This is a genomic window from Saccharomonospora cyanea NA-134 (assembly GCF_000244975.1).
Lineage (GTDB): Bacteria > Actinomycetota > Actinomycetes > Mycobacteriales > Pseudonocardiaceae > Saccharomonospora > Saccharomonospora cyanea.
In genome coordinates this window covers 836,783-852,087 of record NZ_CM001440.1, presented here as the reverse complement: position 1 = coordinate 852,087, position 15,305 = coordinate 836,783, and the positions used below count along the sequence as shown (strand labels likewise).

At 71.4% G+C, this 15,305-nt stretch carries 15 protein-coding genes and 1 other RNA gene; 2 read left to right on the top strand and 14 right to left on the bottom strand.

The genetic code is table 11. The features are described 5' to 3' along the window. The first annotated feature begins 1 nt into the window (after position 1). Entirely contained in the window at positions 2 to 985 is a 984-nt protein-coding gene (gene pip, locus SACCYDRAFT_RS04180) for a prolyl aminopeptidase (RefSeq protein WP_005453882.1), read from the top strand. Positions 986 to 990: 5 nt separating this feature from the next. Here pip and SACCYDRAFT_RS04175 read toward each other — a convergent pair whose 3' ends face one another. The 12 genes from SACCYDRAFT_RS04175 to SACCYDRAFT_RS04120 form a co-directional block, all read right to left on the bottom strand. Then, positions 991 to 1,767 (bottom strand): helical backbone metal receptor, encoded by a 777-nt coding sequence (locus SACCYDRAFT_RS04175; RefSeq protein ID WP_005453880.1) that lies wholly within the window; start codon positions 1,765 to 1,767, stop codon positions 991 to 993. Further along, entirely contained in the window at positions 1,764 to 2,168 is a 405-nt protein-coding gene (locus tag SACCYDRAFT_RS04170) for a DUF4326 domain-containing protein (RefSeq protein ID WP_005453879.1), read from the bottom strand. Before SACCYDRAFT_RS04170 ends, SACCYDRAFT_RS04175 begins: the two co-directional genes overlap by 4 nt. Beyond that, on the bottom strand, positions 2,155 to 3,573 hold the full coding sequence (locus SACCYDRAFT_RS04165; RefSeq protein ID WP_043536137.1) for an RNB domain-containing ribonuclease: 1,419 nt from the start codon (positions 3,571 to 3,573) through the stop codon (positions 2,155 to 2,157). The genes SACCYDRAFT_RS04170 and SACCYDRAFT_RS04165 overlap by 14 nt, the downstream gene beginning before the upstream one ends. Before the next feature lie 47 nt (positions 3,574 to 3,620). Beyond that, a complete protein-coding gene (locus tag SACCYDRAFT_RS04160) occupies positions 3,621 to 3,842 on the bottom strand; it encodes a hypothetical protein (protein WP_005453877.1) in 222 nt (73 codons plus the stop codon). 24 nt (positions 3,843 to 3,866) lie between these two features. Continuing rightward, positions 3,867 to 4,751 (bottom strand): hypothetical protein, encoded by an 885-nt coding sequence (locus SACCYDRAFT_RS04155; RefSeq protein ID WP_005453876.1) that lies wholly within the window; start codon positions 4,749 to 4,751, stop codon positions 3,867 to 3,869. 9 nt (positions 4,752 to 4,760) lie between these two features. Continuing rightward, positions 4,761 to 5,750, bottom strand: coding sequence for a C40 family peptidase (locus tag SACCYDRAFT_RS04150; protein WP_005453874.1), 990 nt, complete (start codon positions 5,748 to 5,750; stop codon positions 4,761 to 4,763). A gap of 15 nt (positions 5,751 to 5,765) precedes the next feature. Then, the gene (locus SACCYDRAFT_RS04145; protein WP_005453873.1) at positions 5,766 to 6,389 is read right to left on the bottom strand and encodes a hypothetical protein; all 624 of its coding nucleotides are present in this window, start codon (positions 6,387 to 6,389) and stop codon (positions 5,766 to 5,768) included. A gap of 11 nt (positions 6,390 to 6,400) precedes the next feature. Further along, a complete protein-coding gene (locus tag SACCYDRAFT_RS04140) occupies positions 6,401 to 8,449 on the bottom strand; it encodes a hypothetical protein (protein WP_005453872.1) in 2,049 nt (682 codons plus the stop codon). Beyond that, the gene (locus tag SACCYDRAFT_RS04135) at positions 8,446 to 11,358 is read right to left on the bottom strand and encodes an ATP-binding protein (protein ID WP_005453871.1); all 2,913 of its coding nucleotides are present in this window, start codon (positions 11,356 to 11,358) and stop codon (positions 8,446 to 8,448) included. Before SACCYDRAFT_RS04135 ends, SACCYDRAFT_RS04140 begins: the two co-directional genes overlap by 4 nt. A gap of 3 nt (positions 11,359 to 11,361) precedes the next feature. After that, positions 11,362 to 11,838, bottom strand: coding sequence for a hypothetical protein (locus SACCYDRAFT_RS04130; protein WP_005453870.1), 477 nt, complete (start codon positions 11,836 to 11,838; stop codon positions 11,362 to 11,364). Positions 11,839 to 11,853: 15 nt separating this feature from the next. Beyond that, a complete protein-coding gene (locus SACCYDRAFT_RS04125) occupies positions 11,854 to 12,117 on the bottom strand; it encodes a hypothetical protein (protein ID WP_005453869.1) in 264 nt (87 codons plus the stop codon). A 524-nt stretch (positions 12,118 to 12,641) separates the two neighbouring features. Beyond that, on the bottom strand, positions 12,642 to 13,505 hold the full coding sequence (locus SACCYDRAFT_RS04120; protein ID WP_005453862.1) for an SCO6745 family protein: 864 nt from the start codon (positions 13,503 to 13,505) through the stop codon (positions 12,642 to 12,644). Between the two features lie 132 nt (positions 13,506 to 13,637). On the opposite strand from SACCYDRAFT_RS04120, the gene SACCYDRAFT_RS04115 reads away from it, so the two are divergent. Next, positions 13,638 to 14,345, top strand: a complete 708-nt coding sequence (locus SACCYDRAFT_RS04115; protein WP_005453860.1) for a methyltransferase — start codon at positions 13,638 to 13,640, stop codon at positions 14,343 to 14,345. 68 nt (positions 14,346 to 14,413) lie between these two features. Here SACCYDRAFT_RS04115 and SACCYDRAFT_RS04110 read toward each other — a convergent pair whose 3' ends face one another. Both SACCYDRAFT_RS04110 and rnpB read right to left on the bottom strand, forming a co-directional pair. After that, positions 14,414 to 14,821 carry a hypothetical protein gene (locus SACCYDRAFT_RS04110; protein WP_005453858.1) on the bottom strand — a complete coding sequence of 136 codons (408 nt, stop codon included), beginning with the start codon at positions 14,819 to 14,821 and terminating at the stop codon, positions 14,414 to 14,416. 72 nt (positions 14,822 to 14,893) lie between these two features. After that, positions 14,894 to 15,290: RNase P RNA component class A (gene rnpB, locus SACCYDRAFT_RS25575), an RNA gene on the bottom strand. Between the last annotated feature and the right edge of the window lie 15 nt (positions 15,291 to 15,305).

The following is a 15,305-nucleotide window of genomic DNA, read 5'->3' as shown; positions in this document are numbered from 1 at the left end:
GGTGTCGCGGGTGGTGCCGGAGCCGGACTTGTACCCGCCGATCGCTCCCCATGCCACCGGCATGTTGGAGGTCGGCGACGGGCAGCGGGTGTACTGGGAGGTCAGCGGCGCGCCCGACGGCAAACCGGCGGTGGTGTTGCACGGCGGACCGGGCAGCGGAAGCAACCCGGTGTCGCGTCGGCACTTCGACCCGGCCGTGTACCGGATCGTGCAGTTCGACCAGCGGGGCTCGGGCCGCAGCACGCCGCACGTCAGCGACCGGAACGTCGACCTGTCGGCGAACACGACGTGGCACCTGGTCGCCGACATGGAGGCCCTGCGGGAGCATCTCGGCATCGACCGCTGGCTCGTGTTCGGCGGTTCGTGGGGGGCCACACTCGCGCTCGCCTACGCGCAGACCCACCCGTCACGGGTCAGTGAGCTGGTGCTGCGCGGGGTTTTCACGGCCCGCAGGGCCGAACTCGACTGGCTCTACAACGGCGGCGCGGGGCACCTGTTTCCCGAGCCGTGGCAGCGCTACGTCGACGTGGTGCCACCGCCCGCGCGGGGTGGTGACCTGCTCGCCGCGTACCGCGACCTCGTCGACAGCCCGGACGCCGACGTCGCCGAGCGGGCGGCCGTGGCGTGGAGCGCGTGGGAGGGCGCGATCGTGTCGATCACCCCGCAGCCGGGCTTCCACGCGAGTTACAGCGCCCCGCCGTTCGCCGTCGCGTTCGCCCGCATCGCCCTGCACTACTTCGCGAACGGCGCGTGGCTGGAGGAGGGGCAACTGCTACGCGACGCCCACCGCCTCGCCGGCATCCCCGGACACATCGTCCAGGGCCGCTACGACCTGGTGTGCCCGCCGATCACCGCGTTCGAGCTGCACCGCGCGTGGCCGGACTCCACGCTGACCATGGTCGACGGTGCGGGGCACGCGGTCACCGACCCGGGCGTGCTGCGGGCCCTGCGCCGCGCGACGGACGCCTTCGCCGCACGCCCCTGAAGCGCTCACCGGGTTCGGACGTTCGCGAGGGCGGCCTCCAGTTCCGCTCTGGCGTCGGCCAGCGACGGGCCGTACCACGTGAGCCTGCGCCCCGAGACCAGCGCGTAGGGCACACCGGGAAAGTGGTCGGGGCCGTCGTCGTCGGTGAAGACGTACGGCTCGTCGGGGAGCACCAGCAGCTCGGCGTCGCCGTCGGCGAACCGGGCCCGCAACTGCTCCACGGTGGGTCGCGGGTAGCGGTCGGCGTGCCCGGCGTAGACGTTGTGGACGCCGAGGCGGCGCAGCACGTCGCCGCCGAAGGTGTCGCGGCCCAGCACCACCCACGGCTTGCGCCACACCGGCACCACGGCGCGGACGCGCACGGCAGGCGTGTCCCGCCACGCGTCCTCGGCCTCGGTCAGCCAGGTGGGAACCGCCACGTCGAACGCACGCGTGAACAGCGTGCGCAGCGACTCCAGGGCCATGGGCACGGTCGCGGGTGCGGCCGTGACCCACACCGCGATGCCCGCCTCACGCAACCGGCGCACGTCCTCGGGCCGGTTCTCCTCGGCGTTGCCCAGCACCAGGTCGGGGGCGCAGTCGAGCACCGCGTCGACCTTCGGGTACTTCGAGCCACCGACCCTGGGCACGGCCAGCCCGGCGGGGTGCGTGCAGTAGTCGGTGGCGCCCACGAGCACTCCGGGAACGGTCTCGGCCACGGCCTCCGTCAGTGACGGCACCAGTGACACCACCCGGTTCGGCAGGCCGGAGAGCACGACGTCGTCGCCCAGGTCGTCCTTCATGCCGTGTACTCCACCAGAACGTCGGCGTGGCACGGCTCGGGGGCGCACCAACAGCCCAGCGCCCGCCCGTTCAGCTCGCCGTCGCGCAGGCGGCGCAGCAACCCGGGCTGGTCGCGCAGATAGTCCCGGTAGTGCCGGACCATCATGGTGCGGTCCTGCTTCGCCTCCTTCACGAAGGGGTTGGCGAAGTCGGACTCGGGCCAGGAGTGCCGGTTCCCGGCGTGCCCGACGTAGGTGATGAGGCCCTCGTCCACCAGCCACGGCACGAGATGCTTGTGCGGTCCCGACTTCCGCACGTTCACCACGACACTGTGTCCGGCCAGGACCCGCTCCCGCAGCGCGCGCTCCTCGTCGGTCCAGCCCTCCGTCGATCCGTCCTCACTACGCTCACGCCTGTTCAAAGCACATCCTCCGGTCGGCGACATCGACCTCGGTGAGACGCACGGTGATCTCACTGCCCTCCGGGACCGTCACGTCGGCGCAGCGGACCAGCACGGGCGGGTTCCGCACGAACACCTCCGCCGATCCCGTCGCGTCGAAGCGCAACACCACCCCGTCGAACGTCGTCCCCACGCGCTCGGCGAGCACCCACGCGCCGACCTGGTCGAGACAGGCCCGTTCGACCCGGGACGCCCGTGTGTCGGACAACCCCATCAGCCGCGGTAGTTCCGGGAGTGACCGGCGCGCCCACTCCGGGACGTCCCTGCCTTCGGTGACCGCGAGGCACACCTCGGTGGCGAAGCGGTCCACCAACCGCCGGATGGGTGCGGTGACGTGCGCGTACGGACTGCCGATGCCCCCGTGGCCGACCGACTCGGGGACCTCGCCGTCGAAGGCGGTGTAGCCGGCGCCCCGCAACAGCCGCACCGTCGCCGCGTGCAACGCCAGCGACGCGGGATCGGCCGGATCGAGCTCGGCCAGTACCTCCGAGACACCCGCCGAGTCCGGCCACGGCACACCGAGCGTGCGGGCGGACCGCCGCAGCCAGTCCACGGCGTCGTCACCCGCCTCGGGCACCGTGCGGAGTACGCCGACCCCCGCCTCGATCATCAGCTTCGCCGCCACCATGCCCGTGAGCAACGAAAGCTCGGCGTTCCACTCCTCCACCTCGTGTCTCAGCCTGCGCACCAACGCCCAACCGCCCTCGGGTTCGGCCCGGATGCGTTGTTCGGGCACCTGCGGCTCCAGCGCGCCCCGCCGGGCCGCGCGCTCCCGCCGCAACCTGCCCAGCTCCGGCAGCGCGGCCACGGACGGGTGTGGTGTGCCGGCCCGCAACGCCTCGGCCACCGAGTCGTGGTCGAGCTGCTCCACCGAGCGCACCCACGCCCGGCGCACCCGGACCGCGCACGGTTCCCCCTCGGCGTCCACGTCGAGCGTCCACAACACCGCGGGTCGCACCACTCCGGGCAGCAGGCTCGCGGCCTGCTCGGCCAGCATCGGCGGATGCAGCCCCACGTTGCCGTCCGGCAGGTACAGCGTCTGGCCACGGCGTCGCGCCTCGGCGTCCAGCGCACCACCGGGAACGACGAACGCGGCGACGTCGGCGATCGCGTAGTGCACACGGAACCCGCGCCTGCCGCGCCGCGTCAGCAGCACCGCCTGGTCCAGGTCCTTGGCACCCAGCGGGTCGACGGTCACGAGAGGCAGGTCGGTGGCGTCGGAGCGACGGCCCGGACAGGAGAGGGGATCACCGGCGACGACCTCGGCCTCTGCCAGAGCCTGCGGCGGGAACGACTCCGGCAGCGCGAACTCGGCGCGCAGCGAGGCGAAATCGCCGGCGCCCTGGCCGTGCGCCACCAGAGCCACACCTCGACACTAACCCGGCAGCCCCGGATGTCGCCGCTCGTGCCGGATCACGGCTCGTCGACGTCCTCGCCCTCCCACTCGGCCTCCGCCCGATCGGCACGCTTCGTGCGCTCCTTGGCGATTTCCAACGCGCGCCGCGCGGTGGCCTCGTCGGGATACGGCCCCATGAGGTCGATGGCTCGCGACAGCTCGCCGTGCTCGACCTCGCCTGTCCGCGTGTTGTACCACCAGCCCGTCGGCGGGTTCGGGTCCTTACGTTTGGCTGCCATAGATGTCAGCCTGGCATGGACCGGTCAACGGCGATAGCGGTAAGGGATCTCCGTCGGCTCGTCACCGGTCGGACCGAATTCCGGCGCCGGGCTCTCCGAGTCCGCCGCTGCGGGTCCGGACCGGCCCGGCTCGTCGCGCGGTCCGGCCGTGCCGCTCGCCGGTTCCAGCTCGTCGAACCAGCCGCGATCCCCCGGGCCCAGACCGGGCGTTTCGGGCGGTTTCGGCGCGGGTTCGGGCGCCGAAGCCGCAGCCGGGGGCGACGTGAGGGACGGCGCCGTGGGCGGTGGTGGCAGCGGGGGCGCCGACGACCCGGGGGTGGTCGTGGTGCGCCACACCGGCTGCGGACCGATGTTCATGGGTACGGCACCCGGCTTGGCCGCTCCGCCCTCCGGCGCGTCGGCGGTGTGGCCCGGTTTGCGTACGACCGGATCGAGGCACGGCACGAGAGCGACGGTGTTCTCCGGGTCCTCCACCCGCCTGCCGGTGCGGTCGCGGTAGACCATCTCGCCGTCGGCGTCGAGCTCCACCAGGTAGCCCGCTCCCGCGAGCTGCTCCTCGTCCAGGTCGACCAGTCGCTCGGGACGCGACGGCACCACGCGGTACGTCGGCCACGACAGGTTCCGGTGCGTCTCGTGGAACTGGGCGAGCAACGCGGCCATCTGCTGTTGCCACGGCAACGGCATGTCCTCGGCCAGCGAGCGCGGCAGCACCACGTAGTTCTCCGTGACCCCGGGGGCCTCCGTGGACAGCTGATCGGCCAGGGGCGTGCTCGACGCGACACCCCGGTCCGGCCGGAGCGGCTGGTTCACCCGCCGCCCCTGCGCGGGCGTACCGAACGCCGCGTCGAACGCCTGAGGCACCACGACCGGGCTCTTCGCTTTCCTTCGCCTACCCCACTGCTTGGCCACGCCTTCTCCTCACACACCGGGCCGCACGGCCTGCGGCACGAGACCGGCCTCGTCGAACGAGAAGTCCCGCGTGTGCACGGGAACACCGGACTGCTGTGCCTCCACGATCTTCCCCTCACCCAGGTACATGGCGACGTGGTGGATCGTCGACGGGTCCGACGAGTCGTAGGCCCAGAACACCAGGTCGCCCGGCTGCGCCTCCTCCACCGGCAACATCGCTCCCGCCCCGTACTGGTCGCGGGACACGCGCGGCAGCGTGATCCCGGCCGCCTCGTAGGCCGTCTGCATCAGCCCGGAGCAGTCGTACGCGTCCGGGCCCTCCGCGCCCCACACGTACGGCTTGCCGCGCTCGTCGAGCGCGAACTCGATGGCCTTGGCCGCCTCCTCGTTGGGCGGCAGCGCGGCCCCCATGCCGGGTCCGCACCCCGTGGCGTCGGACACCTCCCCGAGTGTCTCGACGAGGTGCACCGCCATCGGCTCCCACCGGTGGTAGCGGTCGGGGAACGCCGAACGCTCCACGGCCTGCGCCGCGTCACCGGGCCGCATGTCCTCCCAACCGGGAATGGCCTCCAGTACGTCGTAGAACTTGTTCACCGCGTAGGTGGGATCGGTGACCTGCGCGGGCGAGCCCCACCCCATCGACGGCCGCATCTGGAAGATCCCGAGTGAGTCCCGGTCGCCGTAGTTGACGTTGCGCAACCCCGACTCGGTCATACCGGCCTGGATCGCGATCTGCCACGCCCTCGGCGAGAGCTCCCGTTCCTTGCCGATCGAGATGATGAGCGAGACCGTGCCCAGTTGTTCGTCGGTCAGGTTCGCGGCGTCGTTCGCGCCCCGGCCCTGCTGTCCCGGCTGGGTGGGGCCGAGCGCCGCGTTGCAGCTCAACGGGGTGGCGTGGACCTGTTGCCGCTGGCTGTCGAGCACCATCACCGCGCCGGCGGCCACGAGCACGGTGGTGGTCGCGGCGGCGACGAATCCGATCAGCAGTCCGGCTCGCACGGCGGCATCACCCCCTCACTCGACTGCCTCGGTGTAGCCGGTCACCCGCCACCCGTCGTCGGTCTCGATCACGGTGACGAGCAACGTCGGCCCGTCGGTGGTGACCTCGGCCTTCACCGACCGGGTGTAGGCCTCACGTGCCTTCGGCTCACCGACGACCTTGGTGGCCTCGACGTTGGACGGGTCCACGGTTCGAAGCTGCGGCAGGAACTCCGCCGTGGTGTACGGGCGCAGGCTCTCCAGCCACGCGTCCTGGGCACCGTCCTCCGGCGCGGCCGCCCACGCGGTGACCCACTGCTTCGCCACCTCCAACGCCTCGGGCGCGGGCTCGGCCGTGGTGGGCGTGGCGAGCGGTTCGGAAAGACGCGTCGGGAGCGTCTCCCGGTCGAGCGTCGGCTCCGCGCTGCCCTCCGGCGAGCGAGCGACACTGTCCGAAGTGGACCCAGTGGACCCGGCCGCCCCCGGCGAGCCGGGAGCCGTCCCGTTGTCACCCACCAGTCTCGGGACGAGCAGCCCCGCGGCGATCATCAACGCGACGACCAGGACGACGGTGCCCACGAGGTGTGTCGGCGAGCGCATCGGCCAGCCCCACAGGCGGCGGTACACCGCCGCCCGGCCCCGGTTCGTACGAATCGGCATACCCGCGCCCCCTACCGGACCACGCGGTCGGTGTCGCGACCGTCGTCACGGACCTCGAGTCCCCGCGACGGCCGGTAGAGCACGAACACGGGCTTGCCCGCCACCAGCTCGTGTTCCACGCGGCGAGGCTGCGGCACGGCGGCCGGAGCCGCGTTCCGCACCGGGGGCGAGGTGGACGGCGCCGCCGTCACGGGGTCGGCGCTCGCCGACAGTCGCGACGGCACCACCACGGGATCCACGTCGTCCAGCCGGTCCCAGCCGGGATCGCTCACCGGCGCGGTATCGACCCTGCGGCTGCCGCCCGAGACCACCGGCATAGGGCCCTGCCCACTCACGTAGTCACCGGGTGACCGGCTCGGCGGGTACCCGCCGAACACCCCCGCGGAGTCGCTTCCCGCCGCGGGCAACGCCGCCCGCGCACCGGGCGACCACAGCGTGGCCGGGTGCGCACCACCGCCCGCCCGCGTGTCGAGGCGCTCGGCCGTGGCCACGACCGTCGCTTCGGGACGGTTGCGCCCACCCGCGAGCACCCCTCCGGTGCCCCGCGTGTTCGCACCGCCCTCGGCGGCGTCCTGCTCCGCCACCGTCTTCCAGAACTCGTCCTGGGGGCTGGGCGTGTCACCGCCACGGCGGAACCGGGAGAAGAGGCCTCCGCGCGGCGTCGGCACCGCCGCACCGACCATGCCGACGGACATCTCCACCATCTGCCACAACCGTTTGCCCGGCTTGCCCACCATGAACAGCAACACGGTGACCAGGCCCGCGACCACCATCTGGGTCAGCATCGACAGCGCGCTGCCCGCCGTGAAGATGGCCCGCAACAGCAACGCCTGCACACCCGCGAGCACCGACAGCACCAGCAGGTTGAACGCGACCGTTCCGACGACCCGGCCGACACGGCGCAGGATGTCGTGGTGCAGGATCGCGACGAGACCGATCAGCGGTGCCGTCAACGTGAACAGGCGCACCAGGATCTGCGCCAGCAGCACCGCCGCCTTCGCGAACAACTGGAACAGCGCGTAACACAGGCTCTGCAGGAACGCGAGGAAGCCGACGCCGGTGCGGCTGCCGTCCTCACCCGTGAAGTAGCCCGACGCGGGGCCGAGTTGGCCCGCGATCTCGCGGTACGCCGACTTCTTCTCCTCGATCAGCGCCTCGTCGGCGTCGTCGCCGCTGCGCATCTCCTCCCACGTGAACGCCTGCGCGTCGAGCAACTCCCTGCCGAACTCGTCCGCCTGCGGTGAGTCGGGAGCACCGAACTCCCCACGCAGCCAGTTGTCGTAGACCACCTCGTTGTGCAGGTCGGTGGGCAGGATGTGCCGCACCACACGGTCTTCGGTCTCGTCGACGAACCCGGCCTGGATGTTGGTGGTGGTCTGCACGATGGCGCGGTCGATGTCGTCGTAGTAGCGCAGCAGCGCCATCGACGACGCGGCCAGCCACACCCCGCCGAGCGCGAACAGCGCGCGTTTGCTCACCGTGGACAGGTCGCCCCGCCAGATGTTGCGGAACAGCAGGATCGCCAGCAGCAGGGCGAAGAGGCCGAAGAGCTGGGTGTAGACGTTGTCGTAGACGGCCTTCGCGCCCTCCGAAACGGCGTTGTAGATCGGGTTGAGCAGCCCGCCCTCCAGCACCGTGTAGTGCAGCGAGTTCGTGGCGCCGACGATGTTCTTGGCGATGTTGAAGAGCTGGTTGCCCGCCCACGTGTCGATGGTGGACTCCGGCGAGCCGAGGCTGAGCGCGCCGTTGTCGCAGTCGTAGACGTGCCACACCATGCCCGCGTAGCTGTAGTCGAGGTAGGCGCTGCCCGCCTCCCCGTTCGCGGCCGGTGGGTCGATGGCGCCCACCATGCCCGACCCAGGGCGTTCCGGGTTCGGGACCTCGCACCCGTCCTGCGCGGACGCGGGCGCGGTGATCGTCAGTTGGAGCCCCAGCACCGCCACGACCATCGCGAGCGCGGGCCCCCTGCGCCGCACGGGGCCGCCACGACGGCGCGCCCGCAGCGCCCGCCACGCCCACGCGCAGCAGGCCACGGCCACCAACGTCATGATCGTGTTCATGCCGCATCCCTGCCGGTGCCGCCCTTGCCGGCTCCCGCGTGCTCCTTGCCCTCCGAGCGCGCCTTCCCGGCCCCGTTCTCACGTGCGCCGTCGGCCTCGGTCGTGCCCGCCAGCACGTCCTCCTCGGTGAGGCCGACCTCCCGCTCCGCCGCGCGTTCCAGTTCCTCGTCCAGCTCCGGCTCCGGTGGCTCGGGCAGAGGCGCGGCGCCCTCGCTCCCACCGTTCTCGTTGGCCGCACCACCGGCGGTGGGAGCCCGGCGCGCGGCGTTCGACGCCGAACCGGGTGTGGTGTCGAGTGCCGTGCGCAGGTGTTCGAGGTGCGGACCGGAGAAGTCCACCCGGATACGTTCGACGCCACCGGCGCCGTCGGCGAAGATGAACTGCCGCGGCTCGGTGTCACGCTCGACGTCGCGGCGCGAACCCGGCCTGCGGCCCAGCGCCGCGACCACGTGCTCGTAGCCCACCCCGACCGGCACCTTGAGCAGGCGCAACGCGTCGGACTGGGTCTCGTCGTCGTCGAGCCGGCCCACGAACACCGAGTCGAGCAGTGCCACGAAGCCCTGGATCCTCAGGAAGTCGGCGGGGATCTGCGACGACAGCAGCACGCGCACGTTCCACTTCCGCGAGTCGCGCGCGAACCGGTTCATGAGCACCCGCCCTGTGGGCACCTCGGACAGGAAGAACGCCTCGTCGATCCAGACGCCCTTGCGTTCCTCCTTCGGCTTCTCGTACACCGAGCGTTGGGTGAGCCACGCCGCGAGGTTGAGCATCTCGACACCGAGCGCCTCGGCGTCGGTCCAGTGCTCCCGGCCCACGCCCTCCTTCGGAAGCGTCAGTCCGGCCATCGTGAGGACGGTGAGCCGGTCGTCACGGGTGTCGGAGTACGGGTCGGCGTCGGCTTCGGGGATGAGCAGCGACATGCGTTCGCGCAGCTCGTCGAGGAAGTCGGCCACCACGACGGCGTGTTCGTGGTGCTCACTGGAGTCGCGGCGCAGCGCGTCGATCACCTGGCCGGGGTCGGCGTCGTAGCGTCCCCCGACCCGGCGCACGGCGCGGAGCAGCACGATGCGTGTCTGTGGCATCCGCGCCACCTCGTACGGCAGCACACCGGTGAGCACGTCCAGCACGAGACGTCGCCGGGTCGCGCCCGCCAGCGCGCGTTCCCTTCGCCACGCCCGCTCGGGGTCGTCCTCGTCCATGAAGTGTTCGAGCTGTGGCTCGGCCACGACACGGTACGGGTTGAGGATGCCCGGCTGGGCGTTGAGCAGGTTGATCGGCCGCGCGTACGGCCGGATCTCCGGCAGCTCGCACAACGCCGACAACGGCCCCGACGGGTCGAGGATCGTCCAGTGGGCTCCCGCCCGCAGCGTCTTGTAGACGATGCCGCCACCGAGGAACGACTTGCCGCCACCGAGGCCCGCCACCATCGCCGTCAGGCCGGAGCCGTCTCGGACTTCCTGCGCCATCCACGGGTCCCACGCGACGGGCCTGCGGGTGGCCGTGCAGGTCTCGCCGAGCAGGATGCCGCGCCGGTCGCCCACCTCGGCCGTCGCGGTGGGCACGGCCGAGGCGGCCCACACCACCGAACCCCGGCGCAGATACGCGCCGGACGACAGCGGCTCACCCGGGATGAACTCCCGCGCCAGCGCGTACTGCGCCTCCGGATGCTCGATCGCGATCTTGGGTTTGTAGAGGTCGAGCAACTGCTGCGCGAGTCGCAGCGCGTCCCGCTCCGTGGGACCGGACACCGCGAGCCGCCACCACGACCGCACGCGCGTGGCCAGTGCCGTGAACCCCGACGTCATCTCGTCGTCGATCTCCAGCACCCGCGACGCCTGCCGGGCCAACGACTGCGGCGGCTCCAGGTCGTGCTCGTCGGTGTAGTGCTTGACCTGGGAGCGCACCTTGTTCATCTGCCGTTGCAGCTCGCCCGCGACCTCTTCCGGCCTACGCACGTAGATGCGCGCCGACCACTCCACCGCCGACGGCAGCCGGTCGGCGTGCTGCACCCACGGGTCGTCGACCTCGGGGATCGAAAGGCCGTGCATCTGGCCCACGGTGAGGACGGCGACGTGCCGCGCGACGCCCGCGTTGGAGCCGGTGCGGCCCCGCACCGTGACGGTGGGCGCGTACGGCTCGCAGTGGAAGTCCGCGGCGTCGGTGAAGCTCGCGAGGTCCTCCGGCTCCCACGCCGCCCCCGGCACGGCGGGCAGGTTCCTCGGCGCGGGCAGCCCCAGCGAGCACGAACGGTGCATCAACCAGGACATCTCCTCGGCCTGCACCGGACGCCCCTCGAGGCCCGGCGCGCCGATGACCTGGTCGAGGTGCTCCACCTCGGAGTCCAACGCGGCCAGCTCGGCGTCCACGGCCTCGGGCAGGATCTTGCGCAGCAACGGCGCGGCACGTTCCACCGCGCGGTCGACCACCCGACGGGTCTGGACCTGGACCCCCAGGTAGACCTCCTTCTCCGCCATCGACCGCCCCATCAACTGCTGCTGCTCGCCGACCAGGTAGTCGTCGAACGACAGGGCATCCGGCACGTCGGAGGGGCGGCCGTGGGCGTTGTGGACGTGCGCCTCGGCCCACATCCTGATGGGATACGGCCGGGTGGTGACACGAAGGTGCAGCCAGCGGCCCTGGAGCTCCGCGTACTGGCCGGCGATCGCGGCGATCAGGTCCCGTCGCTGCGAGTCCGACCGGAACGACCACCGCTGGGGCGCCAGCCGGTACCACGCGTACACCTCGTGCCCGGTGCGAAGCAGGTGCCCGTCGATCGAACGAGCGGCGATCGACGGTGTGTAGCTGGGAATGGACTGCTCGCCGGGCAGCCGCCTGCCCCGGCGGCCGCTTCCGGCCCTCTGCGCTGCTGCCGGGTACTGGGCTTTCCGGCTACTGCCGCGACCGAACAACGACTACCTCCCGACCGCCGCCGGGCGACGGCGCGCTCGTGCTGGGCTGTCTGGCGGGTACGGAGCGGGCGGCGGTGCCGCACCACGCCGGGCCCCGCCACGGCGCTTGGCTCGCGGTCTCGGCCGCTCGCGGTTCACTCTGAGCTTGCTCGCGCTCGCGGCACCGCCCGTCGGGGTCCGGCGTTCGCGGGGCGCGTGGAGTTCGCGCCACCACATCGTGAACACCGCGCCCAGCGGACGCTCGTGGCTGATCTTCGAGGTGATGATGCGGGTGAGGGCGATGGTGATGACCAGCGCCCACGCCGTGGAGAAGAAGTCGAAGCCGATACCGACCTGCCGCTCGACACCGAGCACGACGAGGAAAACCGGGATCCCCACGCCCCACGCGACGTAGCGCGCCCGCCACGGGAAGGTGGCCTTCGGCGGACCGAGCCAGACGGCGTCGACGCGGTAGATCTCGTCGTCAGTTCGAATGCGCACCGCGCGTGCCCTACGTCAGCTCGTGAACAGACTGGCCAGCCACTGGCCGACGTCGACGCCCAGCCCGCTGACCGCGAGGCCGACGATCGCCAGAGCGATGACCACACCCGCCAACCTGCGCATCACACCCGCGTTGTCGCCCTTGCCGCCACCGAGCCACAACAGCAGCAGCGCGACGGCGAGCAGCACGAGCGGGATGATGTTGTCCAGGATCCAGCCCTGGACGTTGTCCGTGTCGAGCTCGGCCTGCGCGAGTGTCGCAAGCGTCATCGTGGTCATCGCATGCTCCCGAGTGGCCGGGGTGTGTGGCGCGGCGCACGGGTGTGCGCAGCACCGGTTGTCCAGCACGTGCCGTGTTCACCCAACATCATGGCGTGATGATTGGTAGGGGTCAAAGGTCCACCCCTGTGCCGTGGCCCGTCCACTCGGCCTCCCTGCGTGATCCCACACACCGGGACGCGAGCGTCCCCCAGTCCACGGGCTCCGACGGCGTGGTTCACGCTCGACCCGTGCGGGTGTCCCCTCACGTGACAGCGTTCACTCGTACGCACCGACGCCCCCTCACAGTGTGTGCCAGAACTCCCTCGGTCAGTGACCGCTAAGACAGTGAACCATGCCCAGAGGAATCGGGGAACGGAGACCGGACAGTGGTCCTGACCTGTACCGGCGCAGGGCCTGCGAGTCGTCCGGACGAGGGACGGCACGGAGCGGCCCTGCCGGACAGCGGCCCCTGACCGGTGACGTGCCGTGACACCTCGCCCGCGGCGGGGTCCACAGCCGCACGACACCTGCTGTCGCGGCGCCTAGCGGTTCGCGAACAGCTCCCGTGGGATGCCGCCGGCCTTCAGCACCGTCCGCGCGAAGGGTTTGGCGAGCTCGGCGATGCGGCGCGCCGAGTCCTCACCGATCCGCCGGTACGGCGCGGAGGCGACCTCGTCGGTGCGCTCCTCCAGCCGCGTGCGCAGCGCCTCCCCCCGCGGTGTCAGCGCGCCGTCGGCGTCGAGGATCTCCCGTTCGCACAGCTGCTTCTCCGCGCTCACCCACTCCTCGTCGCTCCACCCGCGCAGCCGCTTGGCGACGTCGGCGCGGAAACCCTTCCCGGTGGCGGTGTGCGTGACGAGGGCTTCGAGGCCGGACAGTCCTTCGGCGACCAGGACGCCGATGTGCCCGTCCCCCCGGTGCTCCCGCAGCAGGCTCGCGCCGTGCCACAGCGTCGCCACGGGGCCGTCGGGCCATGGGAGATCGGCGTGGGCGGCGAACAGCGGGCGCCCCTCGGGTGTGCACGCCTCCGCGGCCTCGCGCACGAGCTCGGCGAGTTCGGCCAGCTCGGGGGCGTCCACCGCGTCGCCGAGGAGCCGGCGCAGGGCGGCCTCGGCGCCCGCGAAGCGCAGCTTCACGATCTCGGTGGGCTCCACGAGACTCCACGCCTTCGGGATGCAGCGCGCCACGAGACGGGGATTGAAGTTGTAGAACGTCGCGGCCACCACGCCCGCGCCCACGGGGCCCAGCGGCGCGGCCCGGCCCGCGAAGTAAGGCATGCGGCCGGACTCCAGACCCGCGTCGATGAAGGCCTGCTCCACCTCGGGTGCGAAGTAGACGAAGCTGTGCAGCGGCTCGAGCGCCCTGTGACAGCGCAGGGCGACTTCGGAGGCAACGGCGCGGTCCATGCGACTCACCCTAGTGTTCGAGCAGCCGCCTCGGGAAGGTCCGAACGCGCCGGTGCTGTCTTCGGGACCGGCAAGGCCACATGCTTTTCCGAATCGGGTGACCGGCCGGTCAGGCGCCGCTACCGTTCCGGAATGACCGACGACGCCGAACTTCCCGCCCACCGCCCACGCATGTCGGCCGACCGGATCGAGCGCATCCGTCGCTGGCACGAGAGGGCCTACCTCGGTGACTCCGCACGCGAGACGCAGCGGGTCACCTACTTCGGCCGCGACATCGTGGTCCCACCCGACGTCATGCCCCTCACTCCGGTGTCGGAACTGTTGGGCGGTGCCGTTCTCGACGAGGTCCGCGACACCGACCGCGTGCTCGACATGGGCACCGGCAGCGGCGTGAACGCAGTCCTCGCCGCGTCCACAGCCGAGGCGGTGCTGGCCGTGGACGTCAACCCGAAGGCGCTGGAGGCCGCGCGGGACAACGCGCGACGCAACGACGTCGCCGATCGGATCGAGATCCGTCACAGCGACGTCTTCAGCCACGTCCACGGCCGGTTCGACCTCATCGTGTTCGATCCGCCGTTTCGCTGGTTCCGGCCTCGCACGCTGTTCGAGACGGCGATCACCGACGAGAACTACGGAGCCATGACGAGATTCTTCCGGCAAGCGCGCGAACACCTGACCGACGACGGCCGCATGCTGGTCTTCTTCGGGACTTCGGGTGATCTGGACCACCTGACGTTCCTCACCGACGAGGCGGGCTTCGACCGCACCGTCGTCGCCGAGCGAAGCCTGACCAAGGACGGCTGGACGGTCGACTACGTCACCTTCCGCATGACACCGTGACGGTGCCGGCCGCGCCACGCGATCACGGGCCTCCACTCGAACCTTGCCGACGCCGGGGTGAGGGCTCGTCAGTCCCAGTAGTTGAAGAGCGCTTCGCCGAGGCAGGTGGGACGCCAGTACCTGACGTCCTCCGCCAGGACATCGGGCCAGGCCGCGGCATCGAACTGGGCGTCCAGTTCGGACCGGGTGAGCACCCGGAACCCCGGCAGCTCCGCCAGGACCGCCGACAGCTCGGGCCGATCGACGAACGTCAGTGGGCCTGATTCCGTGTGACGGTCGACGGCTCGCGGCTCCGCGACGGCCAGTATCGCCGAGTCACGCGTACACACCACGGCGACCGTGCGGTCGGGATAGGCGATGAGCCCCTGGTGGAAGTTCGGGGCCACGCCGGTGGCGAGGTGGAACCCGACGATCTCTCCACCGGTGCGACGGGCGACGGCGTAACAGGCACGTCGGAAGTCACGGACGTCCGGCATCCCGGGAGGCTATCCGGTTCTTCCGCGTCGCCGTTCGGGCGTTCGGAAACACCGCCCACCTCGAAACGGGGGTGGACGAGTTGGCATGTAAGCCGGATTCTGTCCACGCCCGCCTCGCGGCGGGCGATGGGCGACCATCCATCTGGGCCTGCCGTCGCCGACAGGCTCGAGCGACCTACCCGCAGGCATCGGACGGGCCGCCCTCGATCGCCTGCGCAGGAGCCTCGCGGCTCCCTCTTGGCCTTGCTCCGGGTGGGGTTTACCGAGCCGCCCCGGTCACCCGAGGCGCTGGTGGTCTCTTACACCACCGTTTCACCCTTACCCGACCGTTAAGGCCGGGCGGTCTGTTTTCTGTGGCACTGTCCCGCGGGTCACCCCGGGTTGCCGTTAGCAACCACCCTGCCCTGTGGAGTCCGGACTTTCCTCGACCGAGGGCATCACCCTCGACCGCGGCCGCCCTGCCAACTCGTCCACTCGGAAAAGG